The organism is Bradyrhizobium sp. Ken64 (genome assembly GCF_055807555.1).
This window is the reverse complement of record NZ_JBVVPA010000023.1, coordinates 74,278-92,348: the sequence shown is the minus strand read 5'-3', so window position 1 is coordinate 92,348 and position 18,071 is coordinate 74,278. Positions and strand designations below refer to the sequence as shown.

The 18,071-nt window shown below is 64.1% G+C and carries 9 protein-coding genes; 1 reads left to right on the top strand and 8 read right to left on the bottom strand.

Annotated elements, in window-relative coordinates; genetic code table 11:
* The 4 genes from AC0L2F_RS29640 to AC0L2F_RS29625 form a co-directional block, all read right to left on the bottom strand.
* Positions 1–2,627 (bottom strand): efflux RND transporter permease subunit (locus AC0L2F_RS29640; RefSeq protein WP_473250816.1); only part of this gene is annotated, 2,627 nt, incomplete at its 3' end.
* Complete coding sequence (locus tag AC0L2F_RS29635; protein WP_473250815.1) at positions 2,627–5,776, bottom strand: efflux RND transporter permease subunit; 3,150 nt, start codon at positions 5,774–5,776, stop codon at positions 2,627–2,629. The genes AC0L2F_RS29635 and AC0L2F_RS29640, both read right to left, overlap by 1 nt.
* A gap of 36 nt (positions 5,777–5,812) precedes the next feature.
* Complete coding sequence (locus tag AC0L2F_RS29630; RefSeq protein WP_473250814.1) at positions 5,813–7,210, bottom strand: efflux RND transporter periplasmic adaptor subunit; 1,398 nt, start codon at positions 7,208–7,210, stop codon at positions 5,813–5,815.
* Complete coding sequence (locus AC0L2F_RS29625) at positions 7,200–8,684, bottom strand: efflux transporter outer membrane subunit (protein WP_156527190.1); 1,485 nt, start codon at positions 8,682–8,684, stop codon at positions 7,200–7,202. Before AC0L2F_RS29625 ends, AC0L2F_RS29630 begins: the two co-directional genes overlap by 11 nt.
* Positions 8,685–9,407: 723 nt before the next feature.
* Here AC0L2F_RS29625 and AC0L2F_RS29620 point away from each other — a divergent pair.
* Positions 9,408–10,442, top strand: a complete 1,035-nt coding sequence (locus AC0L2F_RS29620; RefSeq protein WP_473250813.1) for a cysteine synthase A — start codon at positions 9,408–9,410, stop codon at positions 10,440–10,442.
* On the opposite strand, the gene AC0L2F_RS29615 is transcribed toward AC0L2F_RS29620, so the two are convergent.
* The 4 genes from AC0L2F_RS29615 to AC0L2F_RS29600 all read right to left on the bottom strand — a co-directional run bounded on the left by AC0L2F_RS29615 (position 10,439) and on the right by AC0L2F_RS29600 (position 18,069).
* On the bottom strand, positions 10,439–10,972 hold the full coding sequence (locus AC0L2F_RS29615; protein WP_473250812.1) for a DUF805 domain-containing protein: 534 nt from the start codon (positions 10,970–10,972) through the stop codon (positions 10,439–10,441). The two genes, AC0L2F_RS29620 and AC0L2F_RS29615, sit on opposite strands and share 4 nt — an antisense overlap.
* A 135-nt stretch (positions 10,973–11,107) precedes the next feature.
* Positions 11,108–13,348 (bottom strand): tetratricopeptide repeat protein, encoded by a 2,241-nt coding sequence (locus tag AC0L2F_RS29610; protein ID WP_473250811.1) that lies wholly within the window; start codon positions 13,346–13,348, stop codon positions 11,108–11,110.
* A 112-nt stretch (positions 13,349–13,460) separates the two neighbouring features.
* Positions 13,461–15,704 (bottom strand): O-linked N-acetylglucosamine transferase, SPINDLY family protein, encoded by a 2,244-nt coding sequence (locus AC0L2F_RS29605; RefSeq protein ID WP_473250810.1) that lies wholly within the window; start codon positions 15,702–15,704, stop codon positions 13,461–13,463.
* A gap of 124 nt (positions 15,705–15,828) precedes the next feature.
* Complete coding sequence (locus AC0L2F_RS29600; protein WP_473250809.1) at positions 15,829–18,069, bottom strand: tetratricopeptide repeat protein; 2,241 nt, start codon at positions 18,067–18,069, stop codon at positions 15,829–15,831.
* Between the last annotated feature and the right edge of the window lie 2 nt (positions 18,070–18,071).

The following is an 18,071-nucleotide window of genomic DNA, read 5'->3' as shown; positions in this document are numbered from 1 at the left end:
AGCACGATATACATCGCCACCAGCGCGCCGAGGATCAGGAGCGGCTGGCGGCCGCTGGTCTTGGCGAAATCGCCGGCGTTGCCGTCAAAGCTGCCGCGGATGCCTTCCGGCATGTGCAATTCCTCGACCGCTCGCTGGATGTTCTGCGTTGCGGCCTGGATCTGCACGTCCGGCAACAGGTTGAACGACACCGTGGTCGATGGGAATGACTGCGAATGATAGACCGCGAGCGCGGCGAGCCCGCGCGTCGCATGCACCACGGCCGACAGCGGCACCTGCGCGTCGCCCGCGCCGGCGACATAGATGCGATCGAGGTTGGACGGATCGACCTGGAATTTCGGGTCGATCTCCAGGACGGTCATGTACTGGTTGCGCTGGGTGTAGATGATCCCGATCTGCCGCTGCGAGAACGCGTTGTTGAGCGCGTTGTCGATGTCCTGCACTCTGACGCCGAGCGCCGAGGCCTTCTGGCGGTCGATCGACAATGTCAGTTGAAGCCCGCCGGGATCGCGGTCGCTGGAGATGTCGGTGATGCCTTCGACGCTCTCCATGCGCTTGGCCACGATCGGCGCCCACTTCTGCAGCAAACCGAGGTCGGTGCTGGTCAGCGTGTATTGATAGTCGGAATCGCTCTGCCGTCCGCCGGCGCGCACGTCCTGGGCAGCGAACATGAACAGGCGGATGCCGGGCACCGGGTATAACGCCCGCCTGAGACGGTCGATCACCACTTGGGTCGAGACGTGATCGCGCTCCTCCGGCGGCTTCAGGCTGATGAACATGGTGCCGCGATTGGAGGTCGCGCCGCCCGGCCCCCCTCCGCCGCCGACGGTGGAGCCAATGCCGGCCACCGCCGGATCCTGCATCACGATATCGGCGAGCCGCTGCTGGAGGCTCAGCATCGACTGGAACGAGATGTCGGCCGAGGCGCGCGTCGCCCCGATGACGAAGCCGGAATCGTCGGTCGGGAAATAGCCCTTGGGGACCTTGATGTAGAGCACCACCGTGAGGCCGATGGTGGCAAAGAACACCAAAAGCGTCAGCAGCGGAAACTCCAGCACCGTGCGCAGGGTGCGGGTGTAGAAGGCGACGATGCGCGTCAGCGAGCCCTCGATGACACGATCGAACAGCGTGGCGGATCCCGACGTGGTCTGCCTGATATAGTGGGCGCAGATCATCGGCGTCACCGTGAGCGACACCAGGGTCGAGACCAGGATCGCGAAGGTCAACGTCAGCGAGAACTCGCGCAGCAACCGGCCGACGATGCCGTCCATGAAGATCAGCGGCGTGAAGGCCGCGATCAGCGACAGGCTGATCGATACGACGGTGAAGCCGATCTGCCGGGCACCGTCCAATGCCGCCTGGAGCGGCCGCATGCCGTGCTCGAGATTGCGGTACATGTTCTCGATCATGACGATGGCGTCGTCGACCACGAAGCCGACGGAGATCGCCAGCGCCATCAGCGACAGATTGTCGATCGAGAAGCCCGCGACCCACATGCCGGCGCAGGTCCCGGCCAGGGCCAGCGGCACGGAGATTCCGGCCGCGATCGTCGGCGTGATCCGCCGCAGGAATACGAACACGACGACCATGACCAGTACGGCTGTCGCCAGCAGCGTCCATTGCATGTCAATCACGCTGGCGCGGATCGTGCTGGTTCGGTCGACCAGGGTGGAAACGTCCACGCCGGCCGGAATCCACTGCTTCAGCGCCGGGATCAGCGCCTTGACCCTGTCCACGGTGTCGATGACATTGGCGTCGCCCTGCTTGGTGATCTGGATCAGCACCGCCGGCTGCTTGTTGAACCAGGCGATCGAGCGGGCGTTGCGAACGGAGTCCTCGATGTCGGCGACGTCCGACAACCGGACAAAATTGCCGTTCGCGCTCTTGATGACGATATCGCGGAATTCTTTGGCCGTCCGCATCTGCCTGTTGAGCGCCAGTGTCTCGCTCTGGCGCTCGCCATTAAAAATGCCGACCGGGCCAAGCGGGTTGGCGTTGATGATTGCGGTCCGCACATCGTCCGTGGCGATGCCCGCGTTCGACAGCGCTACCGGATTGAGCTGAATGCGCACCGCCGGCTGGTCCGCGCCGCTGATCGTCACGTTGCCGACGCCCGGCACCTGCGATATGCGCTGGGCCAGCACGGTGTCGGCCACGTCGTAGATCGCGCTCGCAGCAAGGGTCTTCGAGGTCAGCGCCAGCACGAAGACCGGGGCGCCTGCGGTGTTCGCCTTGCGGAAGCGGGGCAGCGTCGGCAGATCGCTGGGCAGGTCGACCAGCGCGGCGTTGATCGCGGCCTGCACGTCGCGCGCGGCCTTGTCGATGTTGCGGCCGATGTCGAACTGGAGCTGGATGTTGGAGACGCCGAGCGATGACGTCGAGGTGATCTGGTTGATACCCGAAATCTCGCCTAGCCGCCGCTCCAGCGGCGAGGCAACCGTCGCGGCCATCACGGACGGATCGGCGCCGGGACGGCTGGCGGAAACGAAGATGGCGGGGAAATCGATGTTCGGAACCGAGGCGACGGGGAGGAACTCGTAAGCTACGATGCCCAGCAGGAACAACCCGATCGACAGCAGCGTGGTCGCGACCGGGCGGCGGATGAAGGGCTCCGAGATCGATGCCATCACTGCATCCCCTCGGTCGCGCCCGCGACCGGCGGACCGCCGGGTTCGGCCGGCGGCAGCGCCTGCTCGAGGCGGCGGTTGATGCGGTCGAGCGCGAGGTAGATCACCGGCGTGGTGTAGAGCGTGAGCAATTGGCTGAGCAGCAGGCCGCCGATGATGGAGATGCCGAGCGGAAAGCGCAGCTCGGCGCCGGTGCCGCTCTCGATCGCCAGCGGCAGCGCGCCGAACAGGGCGGCCAGCGTCGTCATCATGATTGGACGGAAGCGCAGCAGACAAGCCTGCACGATCGCCTCGTTGGGCGACATCCCCTGCCCGCGCTCGGCCTCGAGCGCGAAGTCGATCATCATGATCGCGTTCTTCTTGACGATGCCCATCAACAGGATGATGCCGATCAACCCGATCACCGAGAGGTCCTGCCCGCACAGCATCAGCGCCAGGATCGCGCCGACGCCGGCCGAAGGCAGGGTCGAGAGGATCGTGATCGGATGGATGTAGCTCTCGTAGAGCACGCCGAGCACGATATAGATCGTGATCACCGCGGCCAGCAGCAGCCAGGGCTGGCCGGCGAGTGCCTTGGCGAATTCGGCGGCGTCGCCGGCATAGACGCCGACGATGCTGTTGGGCATCTCGATCCGGGTCTCGATGGTCTTCACGGCCTCGACGGCATCGCCGAGCGCCGCGCCCGGCGCGAGGTTGAAGCTGAGCGAAATCGACGGGAATTGCGCCTGGTGCGAAATCGCGAGCGGCGCGGTGGTGCGCGTCAGCGTGGCCACGGCGGAGAGCGGCACCTGTGCGTTGGGCGCGCCGGCGGTCGCGCTCGCCCCGCCCGGCAGATAAAGCTTCGACAGGATCGAGGGATCGCGCTGGTACATCGGCAGCGCTTCCAGCACCACGCGGTACTGGTTGGCTTGGCCGTAGATGGTCGAGATCTGGCGCTGGGCGAAGGCGTCGTTGAGCGTGTCGGTGATGCCCTGGAGGCTGACGCCGAGCTGGCCGGCGCGGGTGCGGTCGACCGTGAGCTGTGCCCTCAGACCGCCTTCCTGCGCCTCCGAGGAGACGTCGCGGAACAGCGGATCGCGCCGCATCTCGGCAACCAGCTTGCGCGCCCATTCCGATACCAGGACGGCGTCGGTGCCGGTCAGCGTGTACTGGTATTGCGAGCGGCTCGACTGGGTCGAGATCTGCACGTCCTGCACCGGCTGGAAATAGACGGTCATGCCGGGGATGCCTGAGACCCGCTCCTTCAACCGGGTGATGACGACGCTGACATCATCGCGCCGCTCGCCGCGAGGTTTCAGCGTCATGACAAGACGGCCGACATTGGTGGTCGGATTGACCGAGCCTGCACCGATCACCGAGACCACGCCGGTCACGTCAGGGTCGGCCTTGATGGCATCGGCTGCCTCGGCCTGCCGCTTCTGCATCTCCGCGAACGACACGTCGGGACCGGCTTCCGTCACCGCCGTGATCGAGGCAGTGTCCTGCAGCGGCAGGAAGCCCTTTGGCGCGACGACATAGAGCGCCAGGGTCGCAATCAGCGTGGCGAAGGTCACGACCAGCGTCGCGCGCTGGCGCTCCAGCACCCAGAGCAGCGTGCGGTGATAGAACCCGACGGTGCGGTCGATGAAGCGGCTGACCGCGGCAAGACCCGGCACTGCCAGCTCTTCATGGGCATGCTTCAGCAGGCGCGAGCACATCATCGGCGTCAGCGTCAGCGACACCACGGCCGAGGTCACGACCGCGATCGTCAGCGTCAGCGCGAATTCGCGGAACATGCGGCCGACGAGGCCTGACATGAACAACAACGGGATGAACACCGCAATCAGCGACACCGTCAGGGAGATCACGGTGAAGCCGATCTCGCTGGCGCCCTTGAGCGACGCCTCCATCGCGCTGTCGCCGTTTTCCATGTGGCGGACGATGTTCTCGATCATCACGATGGCGTCGTCGACGACGAAGCCGGTGCCGATGGTGAGCGCCATCAGCGATAGATTGTCGAGGCTGAAGCCGGCGAAATACATGATGCCGAAGCTGGTGATCAGCGACAGCGGTAGCGCCACCCCGGCGATCAGCGTGGCGCGTAGCGAACGCAGGAACAACAGCACCACCAGCGTCACCAGGACGACGCTGAGGATCAGCGTGAACTGCACGTCGCGCACCGAGGCACGGATGGTGACGGTGCGGTCGGAGACGATGGTGAGGTTCACGCCGGCCGGAATAGCGCGCTGGACCTTTGGGATTTCCGCCCGGATCTGGCTGACGACGTCGATCACATTGGCGCCGGGCTGACGCTGGATGTCGATGATGACCGCGGGCGAGCCCTGGTACCAGCCGCCGGTGCGGTCGTTCTCGAGGCCATCGACGATCTGGGCGACGTCGGCGATCGTGACCGGTGAGCCGTTGCGGTAGGCTATGATGACAGGCTTGTAGGCGTCGGCGGCGGCGATCTGGTCGTTGGCGGCGATGATGTAGGATTGCTGCGCGCCGTCGAGCGAGCCTTTCGGCCCCGAGACGTTGGCATTGGCAATCGCGGTGCGCAGATCCTCCATCGCGATGCCATAGGCTGCGAGGCGCGCCAGATCCGCCTGGATGCGGACGGCCGGCTTCAGTCCGCCGAGCACAGAGACGCGTCCGACGCCGGAAATCTGGCTGAGCCGCTGCGCCAGCAGCGTGTCGGCGATGTCGCTCATCGCCCGCAGCGAGATCGTGTCGGAGCGTAGGGCCAACGTCATCACCGGCGCATCGGCCGGGTTCACCTTGGCGTAGGTCGGCGGATAAGGCAGCGTCTTCGGCAGCACGCCGGCCGCGGCGTTGATCGCGGCCTGGACGTCCTGGGTCGCGCCGTCGATGTCGCGGTTGAGATCGAACTGGAGCGAGATCTGGCTGACGCCGAACGAACTCGTCGAGTTCATCGCCGATAGCGACGGGATCTGTCCGAGTTGCCGCTCCAAGGGCGCAGTGATCAGGGAAGCGATCACGTCGGGGCTCGCGCCGGGCAATTGCGTCGTCACCTGCACGGTCGGGAAATCGACCTGCGGCAGCGCAGACACCGGCAGCGCGAAGTAGCCGAGCAGTCCGCCGATCAGAAGCGCGATGCCCAGCAATGAGGTCGCGATCGGCCGTCGGATGAAGGGTTCGGAGACGCCCATGGGATGCGCCTGCCGCTCAGGCGGCTGTTGTCGGGATCATGGCTGCTTGGCTCCACTTCCCGATGCACCCGGCCCTGGTGCCGGTCCGGTCTGGCCCTTCTGGTCGCCCTCGCTGCTCTTCCGCTTGGCGCGGAACTCGCCGTCCTTGCCTTGTCCGTCCTTCTGGCCGTCTTTTGCGCCATCCTTCTTCTGACCATCCGGCCCGCGCGAGCGCTTGCGCGGCGCGAGATCGGCCGACGGCGTCTGGTCGTCGCGGCCGATGATCACCTTGGAGCCATCGGACAGATTGGCAAAGCCCGTCGTGACGACCTTGTCGGTCGCCGACAGGCCGCTGGCGATGACGGCGTCATGCTCGTTCTGCTGCGTCACGGTCACAGGCTTGGCCGCGACCACGTTATCCTCGCCGATGACATAGCTGAAGGTGCCGATCGGTCCGCGCTGCACGGCCGAGGTCGGCACCACCAGTGCCTGCGTCAAGGTCTCGACCTTGAGGCGGACATTGACGAACTGGCCGGGCCAGAGCTGGTAATTGGCGTTGGGGAATTCGGCCTTGAGCCTCAGCGTACCGGTGGTCTGGTCGACCTGGTTGTCGATGCCGGTGAGCTTGCCGGTGTCGATCACGGTGAGGCCGTCATTGCCGAACACGTCAACGGCGAGCGTGCCTTTCGACGCGGCGGCATTGACCCGCATGATCTGCTGCTGCGGCAGGCTGAACCACACCGCGATCGGCTGCAATTGCGTGATCACCACGAGGCCGGTGGTGTCGGAGGCATGAATGATGTTGCCCTGATCGACCTGGCGCAGGCCGGCGCGGCCCGAGATCGGCGCCACGATCTTGGTGTAGCTCAGCGTCGCCGCCGCATTGTCGATCGCGGCCTGGTCGGCCTTCACCAGGGCCTCGGTCTGCGCGACCAGCGCGCGCTGGGTGTCGGCCTGCTGCTTGGATCCGGCATTGGACGCCGCGAGCTGCTCGTAGCGCGTGAGATCGATACGCTGGTTGGCGAGCTGGGCCTGGTCCTGCGCCTTCTTGGCGACGGCCTGATCGTACGTCGCCTGGTAGAGCGCCGGGTCGATCTCGCCGACCACGTCGCCTTTCTTGACGTCCTGTCCTTCGGTGAAATTGACCGCGATCAGCTTTCCGTCGACCTGCGAGCGGACGGTCACGGTGTTGAGTGCGCGGATCGCGCCGACGCCGTCGAGATAAACGGGAACGTCCTGGATGCGGGGCGTCGCCGCCAGCACCGGCACCGGCAGATCGGGCCGCTGGTTGCGGCCGTTCGCCTGCTGCGGCTGCTGGTGCCAGGTGGTCCAGCCGTAGTAGCCAAGCCCGCCGAGGATCGCCAACGTGATCAGGGTCATGACGAAGCCGCGCCCGCGCGACTTCTTCGCCGTCCCCTCATCCGCGCCTTGCTTGGTATCCGGCTTAAAGAGCATTGACCGGTTTCTCCATCCTCGGCTCCCAGCCGCCGCCGAGCGCCTGATACAGGCTGACGATAGCAAGAAGGCGGGCAAGTTGCGCCTGCAACAGCGCGTCTTCCGCCTGGAACAGGGTCAGTTGCGTATTGAGCACGGTGACGATGTCGGCGGTCCCGGCGCGCAATTGCTGCTCGGAGAGATCGAATGCGCGGCGGGAGGCATTGAGAACGTCACGCTGCAATTGCAGCCTGATCGTGGTCTGCTTGATCGAGAACAGCGCATTGTCGACATCGGCAAAGGACTGAATGATGGTCTTGCGGTAGGTCTGCAGCAATTCGTCCTGTCGCGCCTTAGCGAATTCGAAATTGCCGAGGATCCTGCCGCCGTCGAAGATCGGCTGCGTTGCGCTGCCGACGAGCTGGAAGAAGGCCGCGTGCGGCTGGAACAGCGAGACCAGGGCTGAGCTCTGATAGCCGCCATTGCCGGTCAGCTGGATCGTCGGAAAGAACTGTGCGCGGGCATTGCCGACGTTCGCAGTGGCAGAAGCAAGTTGCGCCTCCTGCCGGCGAATGTCGGGCCGCTGCGTCAGGAGCTCCGACGGCAGGCCCGGCGTCACGCGGGGAATCGCGATCCGGTTCAGCGAGCCGCCGAGCACGCGCACGCTCTCCGGCGGCCGCGACACCAGGACTGCAAGCGCATTGACGTTCTGGTCGAGCGTCTGGCGCAGCGGCGGCACAAGGGCCTTCTGGTTTGCGAGCACGCTCTCCTGCTGGGCGACGTCGAGGTCGGTGCCGGTGCCGGCCTTGCGCCGTTCCCTGACGGCATCGAGGATGCGCTGCGCGCTCGCGATGTTGCGCTGTGAGGTCCGGATGCGATCCTGTGAGGCCAGTACCTGGAAATACGCGTTAGCGACGCCTGCAAGCGTCGTCAGCGCAACGACGTCGCGATCGAAGCGATTGGCATTTGCCGTTTCTTCCGCCGTTTGCAAGGCGTCGCGATTTTGGCCCCAGAAATCGAGCTGGTAGCTCGCGCTCAGCGAAGCCTGGTAGTTGACGACCTCACGGCCGCCATTGGTGAGCCCCGAGGCCGAGGAGCCGGAGGTGCGTGAATAGGCCTCCTGCCCGGTACCGGAAAGGCTCGGCAGCAGCGCCGCACCCGCCTGCCGCGCTTGGGCGTCGGCCTGGACAATGCGCGAGACGGCGGCGGCAATGTCGAGGTTGACGGTGTGCGCCTCTTCCACCAGCTGTGTCAGCTCTGCGGAGCGGAAGCTGCGCCACCAGTCCAGGGACGGCGGCGCATCCGCCTTGCCCGCGTACTTGTACTGTGTGGGAACATCGAGAGCTGGATCAGGAAGATCCTGCGTCAACACGCAAGCGCCCGAGCCGGCGGCTAGGCCAGCGACCGCAAGCCAGCGCGCCGCACGTCGCGTCCGGGTCGTGGCGCCTGGAGACCGCCGCACGGCGATCGCAGGAACATCCTGTGTCACACACACCCCCCGCCGGGCAGATCGAGCCGCCACCGCGCAGCCGGAGTAACCGATTCGCGGCGCGGCCGTCGGGAGGCTTTGGACAACTCGTTCACGGAGGTGATGCTTTCTGCGGAACCTGGCGGCCATAATAGCCGGGCGCGGAACTGCGGGACAGTCCCGCAGTTGCGAGATGCCCGCCAAAGCACGACGATCTTAGAACTGAGAAAATACAAAAAGGTGCTGTCCCACAGGCGTTTCTTGAATTTCAGGGCCATTCCAGAGTGCGTTCAAGCTTACCAAGATTTCATGTGATATCGCCGCCACACCGACGCCAGTCCCTTCAATCCGCCTGCACCGCTCGCGATGCGGCTTCAGTCCGGTCTTGAAACCGGGCCGGCCACTCTCGCGAGGTCGTCCATTGTCGGAAACGAATAGGCGGGTCGTGCCGATATGTTGACCGCCTTCCGCGTATCACCCGCACTCTTCGATGGCGACGCCCTACATGGCGAAGGGGTGTGGGCAACGACCCTTATCTTCCATGTTTTGGCGGAGGCCGGCCGCATCCTCCTACCGATATCCCGCGGCGTAGCGCAGCAGCAGCATCGGCGATCTCTCCTTCCAAATTTTCACTGTTTCCGGGCATTTTTTCACCGGTTTCGCCGCAGCGCAAAAGCCTTCCCCTTTGGCCGCCCAAGCACTAGGTTCTGGCCAACCTGATCAACCCCTTTGCCAGTGATTTCCCCTGACATGACCATCAAAAACGACGTTGTCGAAGCCATCGGCAACACCCCGCTGATCAAGCTCAATCGCGCTTCCGAACTGACCGGCTGCACCATCCTGGGCAAGGCCGAGTTCATGAATCCCGGTCAGTCGGTGAAGGATCGCGCCGGCAAATGGATGATCCTGGAGGCCGAGAAGCGCGGCGAGCTCAAGCCCGGCGGTCTCGTGGTGGAATCGACCGCCGGCAATACCGGCATCGGCCTTGCTGTCGTGGCCAGCGCGCGCGGCTACCGCACGCTGATCGTCATCCCGGAGACGCAGAGCCAGGAGAAGAAGGATTTTCTGAAACTGTGCGGCGCCGAGCTGCTGGAATCACCGGCCCTGCCCTACTCCAATCCGAACAATTACCAGCATGTCGGCCGTCGTCTTGCCGACGAGCTGCGCAAGACGGAGCCGAACGGCGTGCTGTTCGCCGACCAGTGGAACAACCTCGATAATGCGAAGGCGCATTACGAATCCACAGGTCCCGAGATCTGGGAGCAGACCGGCGGCAAGATCGACGGTTTCGTCTGCTCCGTCGGCAGCGGCGGCACGCTGGCCGGCACCAGCCGCTTCCTGAAAGAGAAGCGCAAGGACATCAGGATCGCCTGCGCCGACCCGCACGGCGCCGGCATGTATGAATATTTCAGAACGGGCGATGCCAAGGCGACGCCGGGCGGCTCGATCACCGAGGGCATCGGCCTCAACCGGGCGACCGCAATCGTCGAGACCGCGAAGGTGGATGATGCCTATCTCGTTCCCGATGCCGAAGCGGTCACGGTGATCTACGAACTGCTCCAGCACGAAGGCCTGTGCCTCGGCGGCTCGACCGGCATCAACGTCGCCGGCGCGATGCGTCTCGCAAAACAGCTCGGGCCCGGCAAGACGATCGTCACCGTGCTCTGCGATTCCGGCAGCCGTTACCAGTCGAAGCTGTTCAACGCCGACTTCATGCGCGCCAAGAGCCTTCCCGTGCCGGAATGGCTGGAGAAGCGCAGCAACATCAAGCTGCCGTTCGTCTAGCCCCAGGTCGGCCGCGACGATCCCTGCGACACCCGCGCGAGGCGCTCGTTCGATAGCGAAGGCTTGTTCGCGCGCGTGCGCGGCGGGAGGGGAGCGCTGTAGGAGCCTTCGCTGTCGCCGCTCGGCCAGAACACGAGCGCGAGCATCAGCGCGAGGTTGCCGAGCGCGCCGACCGCCGTTGCCTGGTGCTCCTGCCCGATCGCCCAAGCCGGAAACCGGCCCGCGACGACATGGTCGACGATCATGAGCGCGAACCAGGCAGGCACCACGCAGACCGGATCCCAGCCGATGTCGCGGATGCGCATCGATTGCAGCGTGAAGGTCGCAACTCCGAAGAAGACGATCGCGGCGATCATCGCCCAGCCCTTGGTGAGGTCTTCGGGCCGGATCGCGCCGGGCGAGGTGTTGTTCAGCACGGCCATTGCGATTGCAAAGCAGATCGCCGTCATCACGATCGCAAGCGCGACCGTGGCGAGGAAGAAATGCAATCGCCCGAGCCGGGCGTTCAAGCCGAAGACGAAACCGAGCATTGGCGCACCCTTTTTGGTGCATATGCCCAGACATAGCTTTCGGAGCCATGAACCGGCACGGTCGCGCGTCGGCGCATGGTTTCCGGAGGACTAAGCTGGCCAGCGCAATTCGAGGCTTCGCCCCACCCGGCAGGGTCAGGCGCCCTCGCCGCCTTCGGCAGCCGCAGCACAATAGTCGCGCCAGAACTGGCGGTATGCCGCTTCGACCTCGCGCGTGTAGGTCTCCACATCGCCGGCGGGGGACGTTGCGATCCGGGCCGGCAACTCCGCGCGCAACTTGGCCAGATGCTCCGGCTGCGCCGCATATTTGCAGGCGATCGCGGCATAGCCCTCGTCGTCCTCGGCGACCCAGTCGTCGAGGCCGACCGCAGCCACGATCGAACCACCGGCGCGCGATGAGGCGCCGTTGCCGAGCTTGGCCACGACCGGAACACCCGCATAGAGCGATTCCCAGGTGCTGACGCCGCCGTTTTGCGGGAATGTGTCGAGCGATATGTCGATGTTCGCAAACGCCAGCAGGTGCTCGTGGCGCGGCGTCGAGCCCAGGCAGGTGACATTCTTCTCGGCAACGCCATTTGCCACGAACCGCGCGACCAAATTGTCGCGCAGCATGGGATCGTCAAGCAGGGTATGCTTGATGACGATCTTCGAACCCGTCACCTCCCGCATCACTTTCGACCAGACCCGGATGGCCTCGTCCGAGATCTTGTAGATGCGATTGAACACGCCGAAGGTGACATGGCCGTTGCGGAGCATGGGCGGCTCCGATGCAGGTAGATCCAAAATGGGATCGATCGTGATCAGGCACGGCAGGTCGTAGACCTTTTCAGCCAGCAGATGGCGCGCCGATTGCGGAATGAAGACGGGATCCGCGAGCACGTAGTCCATGGTCTGAAGGCCCGTGCCCGTGGCGTGACCAAACCCGGAGACCTGGATCGGGGCCGGTTTGCGGGCGAAGACATGGAGCCTGTTGCCGGTCGTGTGCCCGGACACGTCGATCAGGATATCGACCTTGTCGGCTTGGATACGATCGGCCAGTTCGTCATCCGACATCTGCCAGGCGTCGACCCAGACGTCCGCCGAGGACCTGAATGCGGCGGTCATCTCATCTCTTACCGGCGAGCACGAATAGCAGATGATCTCGAATTTGGCGCGATCGTGATGGCGCAGCACCGGCAACAGAGCGAACGCTGCCGAGTGGTACCAAAACTCGGCAGCAACATAGCCAACCACGATCCGCCTGTCGGGATCGAGCTGCCGCGGGGCAAGAGTCCTTCGCGGCAACTTCGAGCCGATCGCATCCCACCACTGCTTTCGTGCGGCCTGCTGAACCGCGAAATCGGCGTCGGAGAGATAATCGAGGAAGAAGATCTTCCGTCCGATCAACGCGGCATCCGGCACAATGGCCAGCGCCGCATCGAGAAGCTCGACCGCTGATGCGATCTCTCCCTGGTTTGCAAAACAAGCGCTCAGCAGCGCCATCGCAATCGCGGAGCGTGGATATTCCTCCAGCAACGTGGTGCAGGCCAGAATCGCTTGCGCCGTATTTCCCATGGCGAGCGAGACCTGTGCCTTCCCCTGCAAAGCCACCTCGAGTTTGGGCGCAAGCGCAAGGGCGGCGTCAAAATCCGCCGCCGCCTGTTCCAACCTCGACGTCTCAAGATTGAGCCGTCCACGGTTCGCCAGGATTTTCGCCGAGCCTGGCCTGATCGCGAGCGCCGCTTCCAGCGCGCCTTTGGCCTCGTCGAAGTTCTTGAGCTCGATATTGACCAAACCTTTGCCGACGAGCGCCTCCACGTTTCGCGGCTGAAACAACAGTGCGCGCTCGAAGCTCTGTTTAGCGCGATCAAGCTGGCGCAGCGCAAGCTCTGCCAGGCCGCGATTGCAGAGCGCATCGGCATGATCGGGCTTCAGCCCGATCGCGCGATCGTACATTTCGATAGCCTGCTCGACGCGCTCCAGGTGCAAAAAGGTATTGCCGAGGTTGGCCAAGGCCATCGGGAAGCTCGGCTTCAACGCGATTGCCCGCTCCAGGGACCTACGCGCGTCCTCATATTCCCCAAGTGCGAAATGCGTGGCTCCCAAATCGGAAAATGCCTGTGCCGAGCGTGGGTCGACCGTTACGGCATATTTGAGTGCCTGTTTCGCTACCTCGAACTGTCGGCTCGCGAATGCGCCCAAGCCAAGCAGGTGCAAGGCGCCGAAATGCTCCGGAAGTTCATTCAGGATCTGGCGGCAGAGCGCCTCGGTCTCCGCATACCGGCCCTGGCCATAGGCCGTATTCGCGGTCGAAATGATCGCGTCCGCCTGCTTCTTCAATTTCTTCTGCAATCGCGCGTTCTGGAACGCGCGCGCGCCGGCGCCGCTGCTCTGCAAGGATTCTCTCCGGAGGATGCCCGGGACGATTCTAGCTGATTCGCGGCCAGAGCCGCCGGTTTAGGCGGCCCGGCAATCTCCGGAAGATGCCGGTGCCCAACGCAGGCCTCGCCTACGCAACGTCGACGTCATGAGAGGCCGCGGCGCAATAGTCGCGCCAGAACTTGCGGTAACCCGCCTCGAGCTCACGCGTGTAGGTCTCGACATTGCCGGCGGGCGAAGCCGCGATCCGGGCCGGCAATTCCGCGCGCAATTTCGCAAGATAGTCGGGCTGTGACGCAAACCTGCGGGCGATCTCGACATAGCCATCGTCATCTTCGGCTACCCAGTCGCCGAGGCCCACCGCAGTCACGATAGAGGCGCCGGCACGCGAGGAGGCTCCGATGCCGAGCTTGGCCACGACGGGAACGCCCTTGTAGAGAGATTCCCAGGTGCTGATGCCGCCATTTTGCGGGAACGTGTCGAAGGAAATATCGACTTGGGCGAAAGCCGCCAGATGGTCGTCGCGCGAGGTGGTGCCGAGGCAGGTGATGCTCTCTTCGACAACGCCCTGCGCCAGGAAACGCGCGATCAGGCTATCGCGCAGCAGCGGATCATCGAGCAGACCATGCTTGAGGATGATCTTCGATCCCGGCAGCTCCCGCATGATGCGCGACCAAACACGGATCGCATCATCCGATATTTTATAGATGCGGTTGAACACACCGAAAGTGACGTAGCCGTTGCGGAGCATCGGCAGCTCGGAAGGCTGCAGATCCGAGACCGGTTCAATCGTGATCAGGCACGGCAGATCGTGGATTTTCTCGGCAAACAAATGCCGCACCGACGGCGGAATGAAAATGGGATCCGCGAGCACGTAGTCCATCGTCAGCATGCCCGTGCCCGTCGCGTGTCCGAAGCCAGTGGCCTGGATCGGGGCCGGCTTACGCGCGAAACACTGCAGCCTGTTACCGGTCGTGTGGCCCGAAACGTCGATGAGGATGTCGACATTGTCAGCCTGGATACGATCGGCGAGTTCATCGTCCGAAAGCCCCCAGGCATCGACCCAGACGTCCGCCAATGATTTGAACATGGCGGTGTACTCGTCCGCGCCCGGCCAGGAGTAGTAGCAGATGATTTCAAATTTGGTGTGATCGTGATGGCGCAGCACCGGCAGCAAAGTGAGCCCCGCGGAGTGCTGTCGGAATTCGGCAGCGACGTAGCCGACCACGATCCGCTTTTCCGGATCCAGCGACCGCTTCGGCAGCTCCCTTCGCGGCTGCTTGGAGCCGATCTGGTCCCACCAGGATTTTCGCACCGCCTGCTGGACCACGAAATCGGCCTCGGCGCGATAGTCCTCCAGGAAGATCTTTCCTCTGATCGCATCCCCATAATCCGGCCGGAGCGCCAGCGCGCGATCAAGATATTCGATCGCGGCGTCCATGTCCCCCTGGTTCGAATACGAGAAGCCCATCAGCGCCAGCCCCATCTCGGAGCGCGGATTTTGCTCGATCAGGGCCGCTGCGGCCGCCATCGCTTGTGCGGTCTTTCCCATGACGAGGCAGGTCTGGGCCTTGCCGCGCAGCGCCAGCTCGAGCTTGGGCGAGATCGCAAGCGCCGCCTCGAAATCCGCAAGCGCGGGCTCCAGGCGCTGCAACTCGAAACTGAGCCGCCCGCGTTGGGCCAGGATCCTCGGCGAGCCGGGCTTGATCGCGAGCGCCAGGGCAAGTTTGGCCGCCGCCTCGTCGTGGTGCCGCAGCTCCATGCTGACCATGCCGCTGCCGACGATGGCTTCGGCGTGACGGGGCTGAAACAGCAGGGCGCGGTCGAAGCTTTCCTTGGCGCGCATGATCTGTCCAAGCACAATTTCGACCATGCCGCGATTGCAGAATGCATCGGCATAATCCGGCTTGATCTTGATGGCGCGCTCATGCAGCTCGAGCGCCTGTTCGTACCGCCCCAGATGCATCAGCGTGTTGCCGAGGTTGGTCAGCGCGACCGCGAAATTCGGCTTCAGCGCGATGGCCCTCTCCTGGCATCGCCGCGCCTCCTCGTAATGGCCGAGGTCGAAATGCACGGTCGCAAGGTTGTTATGGGCATCGTGCAGGCGCGGATCGAGCGCAATCACGCGCTCGAGCAGCTGTTGCGCCTCCTCCAGGCGCCGGCCGTCATGCGCGCACATGCCGAGCAGGTGCATCGCGTCGACATGATCCGGCAGCGCTTTCAGGATATCCCGGCAGAGTGCTTCGGTCTCGGCATATCGGCCCCGGCCATAGGCGGTAGCCGCGGCGGAGAGGACGGCGTCCGCCTGTTTCGTCAGTTTCTTCTGCAATCGCGCGTTCTGGAATGCGCGCGCGCCGCCGCCGCTGCTCTGCAAGGTGTCTCTCCGGAGGATGGCCCGGGGCAGAGTCTAACTGATTCGCCAGCCTAACCGTCCGGTCAGCTGGCGCCGTGATATCCCGGGATTTCCCGGGGTTTGGCCGCCCGGCGCTGCAGGTCCCCTACGCAACATCGCTGCCTTCGGCAGCCGCGGCGCAATAGTCTCGCCAGAACTGGCGATAACCCGCCTCGACCTCGCGCGTGTAAGTCTCGACATTGCCGGCGGGGGACGTTGCGATCCGGGCCGGCAACTCCGCGCGCAACTGCGCCAGATGCGCGGGCTGCGCGGCATATTTGCAGGCGATCGCGGCATAGCCCTCGTCATCCTCGGCGACCCAGTCGTCGAGACCGACAGCAGCCACGATCGAACCGCCGGCGCGCGACGAGGCGCCGTTGCCGAGCTTGGCCACGACCGGAACGCCCGCATAGAGCGATTCCCAGGTGCTGACGCCGCCGTTTTGCGGGAATGTGTCGAGCGATATGTCGATGTTCGCAAACGCCAGCAGGTGCTCGTGGCGCGGCGTCGAGCCCAGGCAGGTGACATTCTTCTCGGCAACGCCATTTGCCACGAACCGCGCGACCAAATTGTCGCGCAGCATGGGATCGTCAAGCAGGGTATGCTTGATGACGATCTTCGAACCCGTCACCTCCCGCATCACTTTCGACCAGACCCGGATGGCCTCGTCCGAGATCTTGTAGATGCGATTGAACACGCCGAAGGTGACATGGCCGTTGCGGAGCATGGGCGGCTCCGATGCAGGTAGATCCAAAATGGGATCGATCGTGATCAGGCACGGCAGGTCGTAGACCTTTTCAGCCAGCAGATGGCGCGCCGATTGCGGAATGAAGACGGGATCCGCGAGCACGTAGTCCATGGTCTGAAGGCCCGTGCCCGTGGCGTGACCAAACCCGGAGACCTGGATCGGGGCCGGTTTGCGGGCGAAGACATGGAGCCTGTTGCCGGTCGTGTGCCCGGACACGTCGATCAGGATATCGACCTTGTCGGCTTGGATACGATCGGCCAGTTCGTCATCCGACATCTGCCAGGCGTCGACCCAGACGTCCGCCGAGGACCTGAATGCGGCGGTCATCTCATCTCTTACCGGCGAACACGAATAGCAGACGATCTCGAACCTGGCGTGATCATGATGGCGCAGCACCGGCAACAGAGCGAACGCTGCCGAGTGGTTCCTGAATTCGGACGCGACATATCCAATCAAAATCCGCTTGTCCGGATCAAGCTTGCTGGGCGACAACGTCCTTTGCGGCAATTTGGCGCCGATCGCGTCCCACCATTGTTTTCGCGCAGCCTGCTGAACCGCGAAATCGGCCTCCGGGAGATAGTCCAGGAAGAATATCTTGCGCCCGATCAAGTCCGCATAGTCAGGCGCAATTGCCAGCCCCGCATCGAGATGTTCGAGCGCCGTCGCAATGTCTCCCTGGCTCGCATAGCAGGAAGCCAGAAGCGCAACTCCGATGTCGGACCGCGGATTTTCCTCGAGCAACGTCTTGACCGCCGCAATCGCCCCGGCCGTGTTGCCCTTGAGAATGTTGACTTGCGCCTTTCCCTGCAGGGCCACTTCGAGCCTCGGTGAAAGCGCCAGCGCCGCATCGAAGTCCGCGAGCGCCTGCTCAAGCCGCGACAGATCGAGATTGAGCCGTCCGCGCTGCGCCATAATCTTCGGCGAATCCGGCTTGATCGAGAGCCCTGCCGCGATAGCTGCGGCCGCTTCTTCATAGTGCCGGAGCTCGATGCACACCATGCCCTTGCCGGCGATCGCTTCCGCGTGACGCGGCTGAAACGCGAGGGCGCGATCGAAACTCTCCTTGGCGCGCTGGAACTGGCCTTCGATCAGCTCCGCCATGCCGCGATTGCAAAATGCATCGGCATAGTCCGGCTTCAGCCTGATAGCGCGTTCGTGCAGTTCGATAGCCTGCTCGGCGAGGCCCATGTGCAGCAGCGTATTGCCGAGATTGGTCAAGGCGATTGGAGAATTCGGCTTCAGCGCAATCGCCTTCTCCTGGCATGCGCGAGCGTCCTGAAACTTCTGGAGATTGAAATACACTGCCCCGAGATTACCATGAGCATCGGGCGAACGCGGATCGAGCGCGGTCGCGCGCTCGAGCAATTGTTGCGCCTCCTCGAGCCGCCCGCCATCATACGCGCGCAAGCCGAGCAGGTGCGCGGCGTCGAAATGATCCGGAACCTCCGTCAGAATCCGGCGGCAGAGGGTCTCGACCTCCGCGTATCTGCCCTGGCCGAGTGCCTGAACCGCGACGGACATGAGCGCGTCCGCCTGCTTCTTCAATTTCTTTTGCAATCGCGCGTTCTGGAATGCGCGCGCGCCGGCGCTGCTCTGCAAAG